The sequence below is a fragment of the Bifidobacterium sp. FKU genome (genome assembly GCF_026016385.1).
GTDB lineage: Bacteria > Actinomycetota > Actinomycetes > Actinomycetales > Bifidobacteriaceae > Bifidobacterium > Bifidobacterium infantis.
On record NZ_CP092888.1, the window covers coordinates 2,199,819 to 2,214,620 of the forward strand.

Annotated in this window: 13 protein-coding genes, 4 tRNA genes and 1 pseudogene; 2 read left to right on the top strand and 16 right to left on the bottom strand. The window is 61.7% G+C overall.

The features are described 5' to 3' along the window. Positions 1–41 precede the first annotated feature (41 nt). The 8 genes and pseudogenes from rpsI to MMB48_RS10010 all read right to left on the bottom strand — a co-directional run bounded on the left by rpsI (position 42) and on the right by MMB48_RS10010 (position 6,631). Positions 42–533, bottom strand: coding sequence for a 30S ribosomal protein S9 (rpsI, locus tag MMB48_RS09975; RefSeq protein ID WP_003829868.1), 492 nt, complete (start codon positions 531–533; stop codon positions 42–44). Positions 534–555: 22 nt separating this feature from the next. Beyond that, positions 556–1,005, bottom strand: a complete 450-nt coding sequence (gene rplM / locus MMB48_RS09980; RefSeq protein WP_029679968.1) for a 50S ribosomal protein L13 — start codon at positions 1,003–1,005, stop codon at positions 556–558. Between the two features lie 396 nt (positions 1,006–1,401). After that, a pseudogene (gene malQ, locus MMB48_RS09985) lies at positions 1,402–3,566 on the bottom strand (4-alpha-glucanotransferase). Between the two features lie 167 nt (positions 3,567–3,733). Next, positions 3,734–4,465: an AbrB family transcriptional regulator gene (locus MMB48_RS09990; protein ID WP_032743499.1), complete on the bottom strand. Its 732-nt coding sequence runs from the start codon at positions 4,463–4,465 to the stop codon at positions 3,734–3,736. Between the two features lie 7 nt (positions 4,466–4,472). Continuing rightward, the gene (locus tag MMB48_RS09995) at positions 4,473–5,114 is read right to left on the bottom strand and encodes an IMPACT family protein (protein WP_032743500.1); all 642 of its coding nucleotides are present in this window, start codon (positions 5,112–5,114) and stop codon (positions 4,473–4,475) included. 61 nt (positions 5,115–5,175) lie between these two features. After that, positions 5,176–6,192, bottom strand: a complete 1,017-nt coding sequence (locus tag MMB48_RS10000) for a D-2-hydroxyacid dehydrogenase family protein (RefSeq protein WP_032743502.1) — start codon at positions 6,190–6,192, stop codon at positions 5,176–5,178. Positions 6,193–6,344: 152 nt separating this feature from the next. After that, positions 6,345–6,431 (bottom strand) — tRNA-Ser (locus MMB48_RS10005). 71 nt (positions 6,432–6,502) lie between these two features. Continuing rightward, on the bottom strand, positions 6,503–6,631 hold the full coding sequence (locus MMB48_RS10010) for a hypothetical protein (protein WP_265074931.1): 129 nt from the start codon (positions 6,629–6,631) through the stop codon (positions 6,503–6,505). Between the two features lie 228 nt (positions 6,632–6,859). Here MMB48_RS10010 and dinB point away from each other — a divergent pair, with 228 nt between their 5' ends. Next, positions 6,860–8,134 carry a DNA polymerase IV gene (gene dinB, locus MMB48_RS10015; RefSeq protein ID WP_032743504.1) on the top strand — a complete coding sequence of 425 codons (1,275 nt, stop codon included), beginning with the start codon at positions 6,860–6,862 and terminating at the stop codon, positions 8,132–8,134. Between the two features lie 26 nt (positions 8,135–8,160). Here the strand turns inward: dinB and MMB48_RS10020 are convergent, their stop codons facing one another. From MMB48_RS10020 to MMB48_RS10055, 8 genes are all read right to left on the bottom strand, one after another. Beyond that, complete coding sequence (locus tag MMB48_RS10020; protein ID WP_032743506.1) at positions 8,161–9,396, bottom strand: aminotransferase class I/II-fold pyridoxal phosphate-dependent enzyme; 1,236 nt, start codon at positions 9,394–9,396, stop codon at positions 8,161–8,163. Between the two features lie 114 nt (positions 9,397–9,510). Next, positions 9,511–9,831 carry a ferredoxin gene (gene fdxA, locus MMB48_RS10025; protein WP_012578487.1) on the bottom strand — a complete coding sequence of 107 codons (321 nt, stop codon included), beginning with the start codon at positions 9,829–9,831 and terminating at the stop codon, positions 9,511–9,513. Positions 9,832–9,891: 60 nt separating this feature from the next. Continuing rightward, positions 9,892–11,418, bottom strand: coding sequence for an amino acid permease (locus MMB48_RS10030; RefSeq protein ID WP_012578488.1), 1,527 nt, complete (start codon positions 11,416–11,418; stop codon positions 9,892–9,894). A 150-nt stretch (positions 11,419–11,568) separates the two neighbouring features. Further along, complete coding sequence (locus MMB48_RS10035) at positions 11,569–12,792, bottom strand: UDP-N-acetylmuramate dehydrogenase (protein WP_032743507.1); 1,224 nt, start codon at positions 12,790–12,792, stop codon at positions 11,569–11,571. Positions 12,793–13,002: 210 nt separating this feature from the next. Beyond that, on the bottom strand, positions 13,003–13,170 hold the full coding sequence (rpmG, locus tag MMB48_RS10040; RefSeq protein WP_007053013.1) for a 50S ribosomal protein L33: 168 nt from the start codon (positions 13,168–13,170) through the stop codon (positions 13,003–13,005). A 61-nt stretch (positions 13,171–13,231) separates the two neighbouring features. Then, positions 13,232–13,305 (bottom strand) — tRNA-Met (locus tag MMB48_RS10045). Positions 13,306–13,309: 4 nt separating this feature from the next. After that, a tRNA-Thr gene (locus MMB48_RS10050) sits at positions 13,310–13,381 on the bottom strand. A 1-nt stretch (position 13,382) separates the two neighbouring features. After that, positions 13,383–13,464, bottom strand: a tRNA-Tyr gene (locus MMB48_RS10055). 454 nt (positions 13,465–13,918) lie between these two features. Here MMB48_RS10055 and MMB48_RS10060 point away from each other — a divergent pair. Next, entirely contained in the window at positions 13,919–14,281 is a 363-nt protein-coding gene (locus MMB48_RS10060) for a PLP-dependent transferase (protein WP_230581156.1), read from the top strand. Positions 14,282–14,802: the final 521 nt, after the last annotated feature.

Sequence of the window (14,802 nt, forward strand, 5' to 3'; positions counted from 1 at the left end):
CCACGGAGAGCCTTTGTATGCTCGGTACAGGACAAGCGAAATTAACGCTTGGAGAACTGCGGGGCGCGACGTGCCTTGTGCAGACCAGCCTTCTTGCGCTCCACGACGCGAGCGTCGCGGGTCAGGAAGCCAGCCTTCTTCAGGGCGGCGCGGTTGGCATCACGATCGATGGCGTTCAGAGCGCGGGCAACGCCGAGGCGGATGGCGCCGGCCTGGCCGGTGGTGCCGCCGCCGTCAACGAGGACGATAGCGTCGAACTTGCCTTCGAGCTTGAGCAGAACAATCGGAGAGTTGACCTCACGCTGCAGCAGCTTGGAGGGGAAGTACTCCTCCAGAGTGCGGCCGTTGATGGTCCACTTGCCGTCACCCGGAACCAGACGGACACGGGCGACAGCCTCCTTGCGGCGACCGGTGCCGTAGCCCGGCTCGATCGCGGAGGTGCCGGTGCCAGCGCCAGCGTTGGTCTCGGTGGTGTAGTTGGTGAGCTCCTCTTCGGTCTCGACAACCTGGGAGTCGTTGGTGTTTTCAGCCATGATTCTTATCTCCTCTCAGGTTTCACTTGGCCTGCTGCGAGACCTGGGCGATCTCGAAGACCTGGGGCTTCTGCGGGGTGTGCGGGTGCTCGGCGCCACGGAAGACACGCAGGCGGTCGAGCTGCACCTTGGCCAAACGGTTCTTCGGCAGCATGCCCTTGACAGCGTTCTTGATGATGCGCTCGGGGTTCTTCTCGAGCAGCTCGGCGTAGGAGTCACGACGCAGACCACCGGGACGGCCGGAGTGCGAGTAGAGTTCCTTGCCCATCTTGTTGCCAGTCAGAGCAATCTTGTCGGCATTGATGATGATCACGTGGTTGCCGGAATCGGCGTGCGGAGCGTAGGTCGGCTTGTTCTTGCCGCGCAGCAGAATTGCAGCCTGGGTGGCGAGACGGCCGAGCACCACGTCGGTGGCGTCGATGACGTACCAGTCATGAGTCAGATCAGCTGGCTTCGGAGTGAAAGTTTTCACTGGATTACCTTTTCTATATTGTGTTCCGGGTCTCAGCTGCTTGGCGTGGCTTGGTCAGGGCCGCATCCAAGAGGCATCGAACCTCATTATCCGTGGGCTCCCTGAAAGTCCTCGATGGCGAGTGGGATAGCGCTTTGAAGGACCCCTTAGGGAAACACAACAATCCACTAGTATATCGCCGGGCTTGACATAGGGCAACTGGGGACACTCCACTGGGTTTATGGCTTCTCTTCCCCTATTTATGGTCTCTCTCCCACCCACTTCGGCTAACCGACTCACCTACGGTGAGGCAATTCCCTGCCTTCTCTCAGCTATCGCTTCGTTCAGGCCTCGTCTTCGGACAGTCCACTGGACTGTCCGCTTAACGACTCGGCTCGTCAGGGGAGGTAAAGCGGGTCAGGAATTGAAGATCTGGGCGAAGCGTTGGACACCGGGGGTGTCGAAGAGGGTTTCGAGCGGTACCACGTTGCCCTTGGCGTCGGCCAGCGGGATGCGCCAGTTCGGGTATTCGTTGTTGGTGCCCGGCTGGTTCTGCGCACGCTTCTCCCCCACCGCGTCGGTGATCGAGGCGGCGAGCAGCTTGCACGGCGAACCCTTCAGTGCGCGGTACAGCGCGTCGACGATATCCGCTTCGTGATCCTCACGATGTTCGGCGAAGTCGGCATCAAGATAGCCCTGCTCGACCAGCATGGCCAGCATCGCATCCTGCTCGGCCTTTGCGGAGGCTTCGAATTCCTCGGCCGGGCCGGTCAGCAAGCCCAGACGCTCACGAATCTTGACGTGCTCGTATTCCAGGTAACCGGCGGTCGGCGGCAGATCGTGCGTATTCACGGAGGCCAATGCGTACGGACGCCACTGGGAGGGGCGCGGAACACGCCGTCGCGCTGCTCGAACCATTCAACGGCGCAACCGAGAACACCGTGGCTCGACAGGGAATCGGCCACATGGTCCGGCACCACGCCGAGGTCCTCACCTACGACCACGCCGCCGGCGCGAGAGGCCTCGATGGCCAGAACGCCCAGCATGATGTCTGAGTCGTAGTACACGTAAGCGCCATCCATAGCCGAACGGTTCTCGGGAATCCACCACAGGCGGAACAAGCCAAGGATGTGGTCGATGCGCACCGCACCGGCACGGGCGAACATGCCATGCACCATATTGCGGTAGGTCTCGTAGCCGGTGGCCTCCAGATTGATCGGGCTCAGCGGCGGCTGGCTCCAGTTCTGGCCTTGCTGGTTGAACATGTCCGGCGGTGCGCCGACCGTGGCTCCCTTGGCGAAGCGCTCGGGATTCCACCACACGTCAGCGCCGGAGGGGTGCACGCCGACGGCCATATCGGACATGATGCCGATATGCATGCCGGCGTCCTTGGCTGTCTGCTGGGCGGAGGACAGCTGCTCGGCGGCAGTCCATTCCAGCCAGCGGTAGAAGTCCAAAGTGTCCGGGTACTGCTTGCGCAGATTGGCGATTTCCGGGGAGTTGCGGTTGAACTTGCGCTCCCAGTTGCTCTCCTCGCCGTTGGGCGCCCCCCACTTGTCGTAGCACAGGCACCACGTGGCATACGCCTCCAAGTCGGAACCGTAGTCCGCCTTGAATTGGTCGAACGCGCTTTGGCGTTCGGCGGTGCGGCCGGCCTTGAAGATAATCCACAGGGCGTGCATCTTGCTGTGCCACATGGCGTCACGGTCGATGAGCTGGGAATCACCGTTCAGCGGTTCGGTGTCGGCATGCAGCCCGTCGACGGCGTTCTTGTCGCCCTCGCTGAGCGTGGCATATTCGACGATCGCCTCGGGGCGGATGTACGTGAAGTTGATCAGGCGACGGCTTACCGGCAGATACGGCGACGGGGTGAGCGGGGACACCGGCTCGGCGGCATGCACCGGATTGATGAGCACGAAGTCGGCACCGGTCTTCTGCTTGGCATCCACCAGCATGGTCTTCAGATCCTCGTAATCGCCCACGCCCCAGGAGTTGGATGAGCGAATCGAGTACAGCTGGGCCATCCAGCCCCACAGACCGCCGCCCTTCATCGGGTCAAGCAGATCGACGCGATCAGGCGCACTGATCAAAGTGGCGTCTTGCACACGGTCGGCGACCTTGACATGCAGCGTATGGTAACCGATCGGCAGATCGGCGGGAATGACCACAGCCGCATTCGAAATGAACGTGCCATCCAAGTCGTAGGCCTGGGATCCATCTCCAGGACCAACTTCAACGGTGCCCTGATATGGCTCGCCATTCTCCAGCGTGATGCTCGCCGAAGGCACGTCCAGAATGCCGGTGTTCACCAGCACCCGGTCCTCGCTACCGGCGATATGCAGCACGGTGGGTGCCACCAATCGGGAGTAACGCTCGTTCAGAATGCGTCGGATGGCGATGAGTTGGGCGTTCTCGCTGGAGGCGTCGATGCCCAGCGCTGCCAGCACCTCGATCAGGACGTCATCGTCTATCTCGTGGTAGTCATGGCTCATGCCCACATAACTCGTGCCGACACCGACCAACTTGGCCAGTCGAATCAACGGACGGGCCAGACGCTCTTCACTCTCGGTAATCTCACTCATAGCCCCAGTCTAACGCCGTTTGATTGCGCCACACCGTAAGCAAAATGCCGTGATTCCGCCAAATTATGTACTTTTAGCCCTCACACAGTGAGATGTGAGCGCTCACAATGGTAGATAGGGGGTGATTGCCGCCCAAATTTGCGCGGCAAAACACAGCAACAGTGTGCTTAGCGGCGGCTTTCCACGGCGTGCCGCACTTCGGCCGAGGGGTCGTTGGCCAACTTGGCAAGCATCGCTTCGGACGTATTGGGATTCAGCGCCACGGCACGGCGGACCATCGAGGAAAGCACCGCCGGTGCTCCCTCTTCGGATTCGGTGCCAAGTACGCCCAAGAAATCCAATGTCTCCGCATCCGCAGTGGGGTCCTGCGCGCCCTCAAGCCGCATCTTCCAGCTGGTGCGCTTGTTTTTCAACGCCGTATCCCGGACCTCGGGCACCGGGTCCTTGGTCAGGCGGCCGACCAGCCAATTCTTGTCATCCCCGTTGGCGGCCACGGCTTGACGCACGGACGGTTCGGGGTCTTCGGAGAGTTTGACCAATACGTTCGGGAACGGCATGGTGTCGGCGAGGAACACGCGATCGGCCACCGGGGTGTGCGGGTTGCCGGCCACAGCCTCCAAAAGTGCGGTGGCGCGGGAGAACGCCGCCTGATCGGCACGGTCAGGCAACGGCCGACGGGCGAATTCGGACAGTTCGGCCGGGTCGGTGGAATGACGCAGACGCTCGTATGTAGCGGTCAGCGGTTCGAAATCCACCGGAGCGGCGGACTCGGCTGCGGCCCGCGCGCCTTGGTCCTGCTGCTGGGCGTCCGTGTCGGTTGCGGCCTCGGTTGCGGCCTCGGTGGGCTGGGTCTGCTGGCTGGTGGTGTTCTCGTCGGTCATGATGCCCAGCTTAGTCATACAGGCGTCACGCGAGCGGAACCGGAATGTTGACCATGTCAATCGGATCCGGCACCACCGCGGCATTGAACGCTTCCCGCACACGCTCCTCGAATCGCGCGCAATCATCCTGCGGCACCACCGCGGTCAACTCGACGTTCGCCGCATACGATTCATCCTCCTGACTGCCACCGAGCTGCGCCAGAATCTGCTGGAATCGGGCCAGCTGCGGGTATTCGAGGCGAACCCGGTATCGCTTGGCGGTCATGATGCGGGCGGCGCGGGCGGCTTTCATCGCCAATGATGCGGCGGATGAGTACGCGCGGACCAGACCACCGGAGCCCAGCAGAATACCACCGAAATATCTGGTGACGGCAACCACGCAATCGGTGGTGCCGGACTGCTTGAGTACGTCGAGAATCGGCTTGCCGGCGGTACCGGACGGCTCGCCGTCATCGCTCATGCGTTCGGACAGTCGCCCATCCGCGCCTCCGCACACGGCGGCATACGCCACGTGTCGGGCTTTCGGATGCTGCTCACGGATCGCGGCCACGAACGCGAGCGCCTCGTCGAGCGTATCGACATGGGCGGCGTCGCCGATGAATTCGGACTTTTTTTCGACGAGCGAATCGTGGGCGGGATCGTCGGGCGTGTTGAGAATCGTCTGCATGAGCGTGTTCCGGTGGTCGACTGGCTGGGTGTTCGACTGAGCGCGAGGCCAGGCAGGGCTATCAGCGTTCGGAGACGACGACGTTATAGTCCTCGCCGGCGAAGTAGGCGGTCAGGCAGGCGATCATCTGGCGGGTGAGCTCCTTGAACGCGCCGTCGGTACGCCAGCCGACGTGCGGGGTCAGGACGATGCCGGGCACATGGCAGATGGCGTCGTCGGCAGTCAGCGGCTCGTGGTCGAACACGTCGAGTGCGGCGGGAACATCGCCCTTTTGCAGTCGGGCAAGCAGCGCACCGGATTCGATGACTTCGGAGCGGGCGGTATTGATGAACAGGGTGCCGGGCTTCACATGCGCAAGGTTCTCGGCGGTGACGATGCCGCACGTGGCGTTGTTGAGCGGCAGATGGACGGAGATGACGTCGCTGGTTTCGATGAGCTCGTTGAGATCGTCGACCGGAGTGGCGCCGGAGCGTTCGAAATGTTCGGGCGGCACATGCGAATTCCATGCGGCGACCTCCATGCCGAAGGCGCGGGCGATGCCGGCCACGGTGGCGCCGATGCCGCCCAGTCCGATGATGCCCATGCGACGGCCGGCGAGTTGCAGTCCATCGCCGCCGGCCCACGCCCAGTTGCCGGCCTTGACGTCCTTATCGAGTTGGCCAACGCGGCGGATGAGCTCGAACAGAAGGGCGAAGGTGTGCTCGGCCACGGCGTGATCGCCATAATGTTCGGCGTTGCAGACGCGGATCTTCAGCTCGCGCGCCTTATCGAGATTGATGTAGCTGGCGACGCCGGTACCGCAGAACACGATGCACTTGACGTGCCCCTGCTCGCTGATGGCGTGCAGCAGATCATCCGAAATGTGGTAGCCGCCCACCAGCAGGGCGTCGGCATCCTTCAGACGCTCGGCTATGGTCGCCTCGTCGGACGTGAATTCCTCGAACATACGCACGCGGGCAACGTCGTGGAGCGCGGGGAACTGGGCCTTGATGGGCTCGATCATCGCGTCGAGCACGGACGGCATCACGACGAGGGGCAGATCGGTGCGTTCGCTCTGGGTTTCGTAGATCTCGGTCATACGCTCCACCTTAGAAGGGCGGCGGGAGATTGGAACGAAACGCACCGGACCTCGCATCGATCGGCGCGGCGGCCGACGCATCGGCCGACACACCGCCCTCAAACACGAAAAAGCCGGAAACCGTTGGAAATCAGCGGTTCCGGCTCTGCTCGCGGAGTCAGAGGGATTCGAACCCTCGAGCCGTTTACACGACTAACACCTTAGCAGGGTGCCCCTATCGGCCACTCAGGCATGACTCCACGTTACGCAATAATGCGCAACAGCAAATTACTGTACCACGTCCTGCGGATACGACGTGCCGAACGACACATTATTGGCCGTCCGCGGGCGCGGCATCGCCGGAGAACGTAACGATAACCGCGCAAATCACCAACACCACACCGATCACGATAAGCACCACGGGAACATGGTTGAGGATACCGACCACTGACTTCTTCATGAGGTTTACGCTACTCGGAGAGCAGGGACAGCGCGCAGTGGCTTGGAAGGCGTTGCGGACAGTGACGCAATGTGGACGATTCCGTGGAATCGCACCCACCATGCGAAACAGCCGCACAGTGCGCAAACCCTTGGAATTCCGGTGATATTCGGCATTATGACAATGAGCGCCGCGCCATGCGCGCCACATAGTGAGCATGACCTCGTTCGGCATTCCTACAATGGTGGTATGAGCACCGCACCGAGACTTGAGGCCGCCAAACGCGATTGGGGTCACGACGAGACCGGATGCACCGTGCTGCATATCGACATGGATGCCTTCTATGCCTCATTGGAGGTGGCGCGCAACCCCGGGTTCAAAGGCAAGCCGGTGATCATCGGCACCGGGCCGCGCGCGGTGGTGTCCGCCGCGAGCTACGAAGCCCGGAGATACGGCATCAATTCGGCGATGCCGGCCGCGCGCGCCCATCAGTTGTGTCCGAACGGCATTTTTCTGCCAGTGGATATGGCGTATTACCGCATGATGTCGCACCGAATCATGCATGAGGTGTTTTTGACCGTCACCGACCGGTTCGAGCAGGTTTCGGTGGACGAGGGCTATATGGATGTGTCCGCCGCACTGCTGGAGTGGGGGCGGCCGAGCGCGATCGGCGCGTGGATTCGCGCTCAGGTGGCCGAGCGCTTCCACGTGACGTGTTCAGTGGGTATCGCCTGTAACAAACTGGTGGCCAAAATGGCCTCGACCAATGCCAAGCCGGACGGCATGCTGCTGATTCCGGCGGCCCGCTCGGCTGAGTTCGTGCAGATGATGCCATTGCGTGGCATTCCGGGCATCGGGCCGTCTTTGGAGAAGCGGCTTAATGCTTGGGGCGTGCATTCGGTGGCTGAATTGGCTCAGCTGGATGAGGCTGCATTGACTCGTGCCACTGGCTCCCCGGCTGCGGCACGTGGATTATGGGCGGCCTCGCACGGGTTGGATTCCCGCAAAATTACCACGGTGCGCGAGGAGAAATCCATTGGGTCCGAGGAAACCTTGGCCGAGGATACGCGCGATATGCGCGTGGTGTGTGGGCTACTGCGTTCGGCCTGCGACGAAGTAGCCAGCACGCTGCGGCGCAAGGGGCTGGTGGCGCGCACGCTGACGGTGAAGTTGCGGTTCGCCGACCTGAGCTATCAGACCCGGTCTTTTACGATGGAGCGGCCGACCGATACGGCCGGCGTGCTGTACCCGGAATGCGTGCGGCAGCTGAAAGTCATGCTGGGGCTACCGGCCTCGGCGGAGTCTGCCACTCCCCTGCCCAAAACTATTCGCTTGGCCGGTATGAGCACGTCTTCGCTCAGTGAGGCGGCGGCTACGGCCGTGCAGCCTTCACTGGATGACATGCTCGAAGAGGCCGACAATGCCCGCGTCCAGACCTCACAGGCACGTTTGCATGATGCCGAGGCCGCACTGGACGCTGTGCGCCGCAAATTTGGCAGCAAGGCCGCCCAGTTTGGGGCGTGAACGGCTCAACGCCACTTGCGATCTCATTACGCCGTGAGACGTTCGCAGGCGGAGCGGATGGCCTCGTCGGTGGCGGTGGCGGAGAAACGCAGGTAGGCGGGAGCACCGTAGAATTCGCCGGGGCTGGGGATGATGCCGATCTTGGCGAGCTCGGCCATATCGGCCCAGCAGTCGCCGGACTTGGCCTTGACCCATACGTACAGCGCGCCGGAGGGCATTTGTGCCGAATAGCCATATGCCTTCAGTGCGTCAACCAGCGCGGATAGGCGGCGACGGTAACGCCCCCATTGCTCGTGCACAGCGGCTGTGCCCTTCAGACCTGCGGCCATGGCGGCCTGCACCGGGCCGGGGATAATCTGGCCGATCTGCTTGCGGTATTCGGCCATTTCCTTGACCAGCCGGTAATCGCCGGCAATCAGAGCCGTACGGTAGCCGGCCATGTTGGACTGCTTGGACAGCGAGTAGAGCACCAGGATGCCAGCTGCCGAACCTTCACACACATGTGGATTCAGGGCACATGGCGTGGCGGAGAGACTGAATGCGGTATCGGAGGCGGGCTCGTTGGATTCGGCCACCGGTGCGGCAGGCACAGACGCAGCAGATGCAGACGCGGCAGGCGCATAGGACGCGGCTGTATTGCGGCGCACCGAACGCCAGTCCATTAACGCATAGCATTCGTCGGAGAGCACCACGGCACCGATGCGACGGGCAGCAGCCACGATGTCGGTCAGCCAGTCAGCGGAGATGACCTCGCCGGAGGGATTACACGGCGAGTTGATCCAGATGGCCTTGACGTTCGGAATATTCACCCAGGAATCGATGTCGGTCACATCATCGACTTTGACCACGGTGGCGCCGGCAAGTTGGGTACCGATTTCGTAAGTCGGGTAGGAGACGGCCGGTTGGACGACCACATCGCCTTCGCCAAGGTGCAGCAGGCTGGCCATCAGCGCCACGGCCTCCTTGGAACCCACGGTGGGTACGGCGGCAGCGTTGATGGATTTCAGATCCACCCCGCGCAGTTCGCGGAACCATGTATCGATAGCGGCCTTAAGGTCGGCGGTGCCGGCGGTGACCGGGTATCCATGGGCGTTGGGGGCGTCTGCGCCGGCAACCAGCGCCTGCTGGACACTGCTCGGCACCGGGTCCACGGGGGAGCCTACGGACAGGTCGATCATGCCACCCGGCACGGTTTTGGCGGTGGTTTTGAAGCCGGCGATACGAGACCAGTCGTATGGCGACGAATATGCGTGGAAGCCCATGAGAACCCCTTTCTTGGACGGTATGTTCCTAAGATACGACGAACCCTCGGCCGTGATAGACCGAGGGTTCAATCCGAACTATGCGCTGTGTGCAGCGCTTATCCGCAAATCAGCTTACTGGTTCTGCGGCGGCAGCGCGGCGACCTGTTCCGGGTCTTTGCCGATTGGGCCATTGGCGGAAGCGCCGCCCAAATCGCCGACTTCAGCGAAGAAGTTGATAGCGGCATCCTTGTACCAAGCCCACTCGTCCGGCAGATCATCCTCATAGAAGATGGCCTCGGTGGGGCACACCGGTTCGCATGCACCGCAGTCGACGCACTCGTTGGGGTTGATGTACAGCGAGCGGGAACCCTCGTAGATGCAGTCGACGGGGCACTCGTCCACGCAAGCCTTGTCCTTGACATCCACGCAAGGCTGAGCGATCACATATGGCATGGAATCCTCCTTAACAGATACTGGTACGAGGGTACGCGCCCGTTGGGACGCTCCTCGCTCTCAGCCGTTAACGGCCTTATCGGTTTCGGCGGACAGCGTTTCGGTCAGGTCGCCCTTGCCGAGGCGCGCATGCCAGTAGCCGTAGCCGAAGTAGATGGCGACGCCGACCACGAGCCACACCACGAAACGAATCCAGGTGAGTACGGACAGGTTGAGCATCAACCAGAAGTTGGCCACGGCGATGAGGATCGGAATCCACGGGTTGCCGGGCATCTTGAAGGCACGCGGCAGGTCGGGGCGCTTCTTGCGCATAATCGGGATGGAGATGGCCACCAGCGTGAAGGCGGACAGGGTGCCGATGTTGACCATGTCGGAGAGCACGCCGATGTCGAAGAAGGCGGCCACGAGCGCCACCACCGCGCCGACGACGATCTGCAGAGCGGCCGGGGTGCCATGCTTGCCGGTCTTGGACAGACCGCGCGGCAGCAGACCATCGCGGCTCATGGCGAAGACGATACGGGTCAGGCCGAGCAACAGCACCATAACCACGGTGGCCAGGCCCAGCACGATGCCGAAGCTGATGATCTTGGCGGCCCAGTCGGCGCCCACCAGTTCGAAGGCGGTGGCCAGCGAGGGGCTGTCTTGCTTGGCGAGATCGGCATAGGAGACCATGCCGGTGGTCACCACGGCCACGAGCATGTACATGACGATGATGAGCAGCATGCCCACACCGATGCCGAGCGGCACGTTCTTGTGCGGGTTCTTGGTCTCCTCGGAAGCGGTGGCCACCACGTCGAAGCCGATGAACGCGAAGAACACGAGTGCCGCGCCCGAGAGGATGCCGGGCACGCCGTACACGGATGGGGTCATGCCGGTGGCGAACTGCCACAGCGGCTGGGTCATCAAACCAGTGACGGCGGAGGAGCCTTCCACGGTGGAGGCCGGCTGGCTCGGCGGAATGAACGGGGTGAAGTTGGAGGCCTTGACGTAGAAGAAGCCGACGATCACCACAAAGAACACGATGGCGATCTTGAGCACGGTCATAGCACCGTCCACGCGGGCGCCGATCTTGGTGCCGAATACGAGCAGCGTGGTAAAGAACGCCACGATGATAATCGGGGCGATATCGATATGGAAGGAGCCGAACGTCAGGTTGGTGTTGGCGTTCCAGCCCATCAGGCGCATGAAATCGTTGAGGTATACGCCCCAATACTTGGAAATCACGGAGCCGGCCATCAGCATCTCCAGGATCAGATCCCAGCCGACGATCCAGGCCATGATCTCGCCGACCGTGGTGTAGGTGAAGGTGTAGGCGGAGCCGGCCACCGGAATCATCGAAGCGAATTCGGCGTAGCACATCACGGCTGCGCCGCACACGATGCCGGCGATCAGGAAGCTGATGATTACGGCCGGGCCGGCGTGGAAGGCGGCGGCCTGCGCGCCCACCGAGAAGATGCCGGCACCCACGGCTACGGCCACGCCCATGATTGACAGATCCCACCAAGTCAGGTTGCGCTTGAGCTTGCGGCCCTCTTCACCCGTTTCGGCAATGGTCTGTTCGACGGATTTCGTACGGAACAGTTGCATAGTGCTCTTCTTTTTCTCTGTTGTTTGCGCACCGAATGCGCACAATACCGACAATCGAGTATAGAAGAGCCCGTGTGTCTTGTATATTAATAAGACTTAGAGTCCGCAATATATGGGATTAATACCCCACTCCATCGATCAATAGCGCGATTACAGCACACCGACGCAGACCGGTTCGGGCACCAAGTCCACTCCGAACGCGCTCTTGACTGCCTGCTGAACCGCGCGCGCCAAAGCTGCGATATCGGCCGCGCTCGCTCCCCCACGATTGGTCAAGGCCAGCGTGTGCTGCGTGGATAGACTGGCCGGCGCGTCCGCATCGACCTTATATCCCTTATGGCAGCCGGCATGGTCGATGAGCCAGGCAGCAGACGTCTTGGTGCCGGGAGTGCCGTCGGGCAGAGTCGCGTCAAACCTCGGCGCATCTTCGGGCAGGGCCGCCGCTTGGTCGGCGGTCAGAATCGGATTCATAAAGAACGAGCCGCAGCTGTGGCGATTGTAGTCGGGAGCAGGCAGGCCGTCATCGCCAACGGGAATGCCGGCGGCCTCATTGAGGGAGGCCAGACGCTCCAGATCGGTCAGGATATTGGCCTCGCGCTTGGCGGTGGCCATGTCGGGCAAGGCGTAGCGAGTGGGGTCCTCAAGCATGCCTTTGGCGGCACGTACTGCGAGCACGGCTTTGCGGATGTCGGCGGTGGCCATACGGTCGCCCACTTCGACGCCGAGCGCTTTGGCAAGCTGTCCGTAACCTACCGTGCCTTCGGCCGAGTGGGTCAGGGCAAAGGTGACGGAGAGCACCACGTAACGTGGCGTCGGGAAGAATCGGTCGGCCGGCTGGCCGGGACCGGCGTACATGCTGGCCTTCAGTGCGGAGTATCGATAGCCGAATCGAAGATCTGCTGGCGTGAGGTCGCGCGTGGCTTTGGTGTCTCGATCCCAGACTTCCACCGATTCGACCGAAGTGGCGACTTCCTGCCCGTAGGCGCCAATGTTCTGCACCACGGAAGCGCCGACTGTGCCGGGAATGCCGGACAGTCCCTCGACGCCCTCGAGCCCGAGCTCTACGGTGAAGGCCACGAAATCATCCCAATTGGCACCGGCCTCGGCATTGACATGCACGGTGCGATCCTCGCCCTCTACCGGCGCGGCTTCGTCCGGCACGGTGATGAGACGTCGGGCGTCTCGAACCACCACGCCGTCGAAAGGCTTATCGGAAACAAGCAGGTTGGACCCGCCACCGATGACGACCAGAGGCAGGCCTTTGGAATCGGCATCCTCCACGGCTTCGATGAGCTCCACGCGCGTGGTCGGCTCGATGAAATGGGCGATGGGTCCGCCCACGCCCATGGTGGTGATGTCTGCAAAGCTTGTCATGGCTTCCTATCTTAGTGGCGCAGGTGCGATATCGGGGCAATCATCAGCTGAAACGGCAGAACGCCCGCGCCACCTTCGTTCAGACGCGGGATCTCTGCCGTTTCTCATGCGATGCGGATACTGATTCCACACCCTGCCACTCGCCTCTGGAGCGAATACGCAAAAACCCGGCCGAATGGGCCGGGTTGTGTAAAGCTGTGATGCTTGCGATCAACGAGTCTCGCGGTGCACGGTCTGCTTGCCGCAGCGCGGGCAGAACTTCTTGAGCTCAAGACGGTCGGGCGTGTTACGACGGTTCTTAGTCGTAATGTAGTTACGCTCCTTGCACTCGGTGCAGGCCAGCGTGATGCCCGGACGGATGTCGGCGCTCTTAGCCATTGTCATTCACCTCTGTGTTCTTAGGTATAGTGCGCGCCCACCGGTTAGCAGGCGCGATTTGTAGCGAGGAAGAGGCTCGAACTCTTGACCTTACGATTATGAGTCGTACGCTCTAGCCAGCTGAGCTACCCCGCCAGAGAGCCCCGAGTGAGAATTGGACTCACGACCTCTTCCTTACCAAGGAAGTGCTCTACCACTGAGCTATCGGGGCGTGGCGGATAGTGGATTCGAACCACTGAAGCACGAAGCGGCTGATTTACAGTCAGCTCCCTTTGACCGCTTGGGAAATCCGCCAGTCTGTTTCCCGCCGCGGTGTTTGACCTCAACAGGCAACTTGGCTATATAACCACATATTTTCCAAGTACGCAAATCGACCTCTACGCGAACCTTGTTTTACCGCGGAATTCTGCGGTTTTATCGGCGTGTCTCACAGCGTGTTTTCAGGGTCCGCTTCGGCCCTGCAAACAGCCCCGACCAAGGCTGCACCCCGCACTTCACCCAATCATTTTTCTTATATGATGCTCCAGAACCTTGCAATGGCGCGGTTTTCGAGCGGCGTCGCCTGTTTGCGGCGGCACAGCGCATGCTGGCATGCTGGGTGCATGGCTTCTGATCTTGTACATCACGGATAATCATTCGACGACCAGCCGCTCGGATTCGGCACGCTGGCCATTCGCCTCGGTAACGGGGTCGACGCCAAAACCGGCGCGATCCGTCGCCCCATCACGCTGGCGAACACCTACGCGCTGTGCCCTACGACCCCTCGGCCTTGGCGATTGCCAAGCATCTCGAATCGCTGGATGTGGTGCGTTTCGTGGAGTACCCCGGTCTGGAATCGCACCCGCACCACGAGGTGGCGGTCAGCCAGCTGGCCCGCCCGGACTCCGGGTTCGGCGGCGTGCTGTCGTTCGGCCTCGACACCGATCATGACGGGCACAACCGGTTCGCTTCCAAGCTCAATGTGATTACGTCTGCCGTGTCGCTCGGCCATGACGAATCGCCGATCGTGTTCCTCGGCGAGGATGACGAGCGCCAATACCTGTGTACCCGTCTGAGTTCCACCGCGGCTTCTTCCGTCTGGCCGTGGGGCTGGAGAATACGGACGATTTGATTCGCGACATCGATCACGCGCTGGTGGAGGCCGGATTCGAGGTGTGAGACCGCATCGCGCGCACGATTTCGGCCTCTTCCGCCCTGCTGCCGCCGTCAGTGAGTCACAAGATGGCTCGGTGACGACGATGGCAGGGCTTCTACGTCGGCACAGGGACAATACCTGGCGGTCTGCCGACGATGACGGCACTTATCGTCGGCAGACCGCCAGTTTTTGGACCGTCGCCGACACAAAACGCCGATTTGCCGTTGGCAATGGTCCAAAGACTGGCCCGATAACGACACCAACGCGGCTCAGCATCGGCACATCGCCATTTCGTGGCCCACTGCCGACGCTGGCCTCAGGCCACGGCACTCAGCGTCGGTAGAGAGACAACCATTGGCACAGCGCGACGACACCACGAACCTGCGACACGGAAAAAACAACATACCGTCGATCCACTGCCGTCTTGTGCAAAATGTCTTAAGCCGCTCGGCCAAATCGCCGACTAAGCCTCTTCCATAGGGATCCCAATCCGTTCC

What these genes read in the sequence shown, in the direction of transcription:
- MMB48_RS09995 (WP_032743500.1), bottom strand. Translation starts at nt 5,114, where the DNA reads ATGCAGACGATTCTCAACACGCCCGACGATCCCGCCCACGATTCGCTC.
- fdxA (WP_012578487.1), bottom strand. Translation starts at nt 9,831, where the DNA reads ATGCCATATGTGATCGCTCAGCCTTGCGTGGATGTCAAGGACAAGGCT.
- MMB48_RS09990 (WP_032743499.1), bottom strand. Translation starts at nt 4,465, where the DNA reads ATGACTAAGCTGGGCATCATGACCGACGAGAACACCACCAGCCAGCAG.
- MMB48_RS10030 (WP_012578488.1), bottom strand. Translation starts at nt 11,418, where the DNA reads ATGCAACTGTTCCGTACGAAATCCGTCGAACAGACCATTGCCGAAACG.
- MMB48_RS10020 (WP_032743506.1), bottom strand. Translation starts at nt 9,396, where the DNA reads ATGGGCTTCCACGCATATTCGTCGCCATACGACTGGTCTCGTATCGCC.
- rpsI (WP_003829868.1), bottom strand. Translation starts at nt 533, where the DNA reads ATGGCTGAAAACACCAACGACTCCCAGGTTGTCGAGACCGAAGAGGAG.
- rpmG (WP_007053013.1), bottom strand. Translation starts at nt 13,170, where the DNA reads ATGGCTAAGAGCGCCGACATCCGTCCGGGCATCACGCTGGCCTGCACC.
- MMB48_RS10010 (WP_265074931.1), bottom strand. Translation starts at nt 6,631, where the DNA reads ATGAAGAAGTCAGTGGTCGGTATCCTCAACCATGTTCCCGTGGTGCTT.
- MMB48_RS10000 (WP_032743502.1), bottom strand. Translation starts at nt 6,192, where the DNA reads ATGACCGAGATCTACGAAACCCAGAGCGAACGCACCGATCTGCCCCTC.
- dinB (WP_032743504.1), top strand. Translation starts at nt 6,860, where the DNA reads ATGAGCACCGCACCGAGACTTGAGGCCGCCAAACGCGATTGGGGTCAC.
- MMB48_RS10035 (WP_032743507.1), bottom strand. Translation starts at nt 12,792, where the DNA reads ATGACAAGCTTTGCAGACATCACCACCATGGGCGTGGGCGGACCCATC.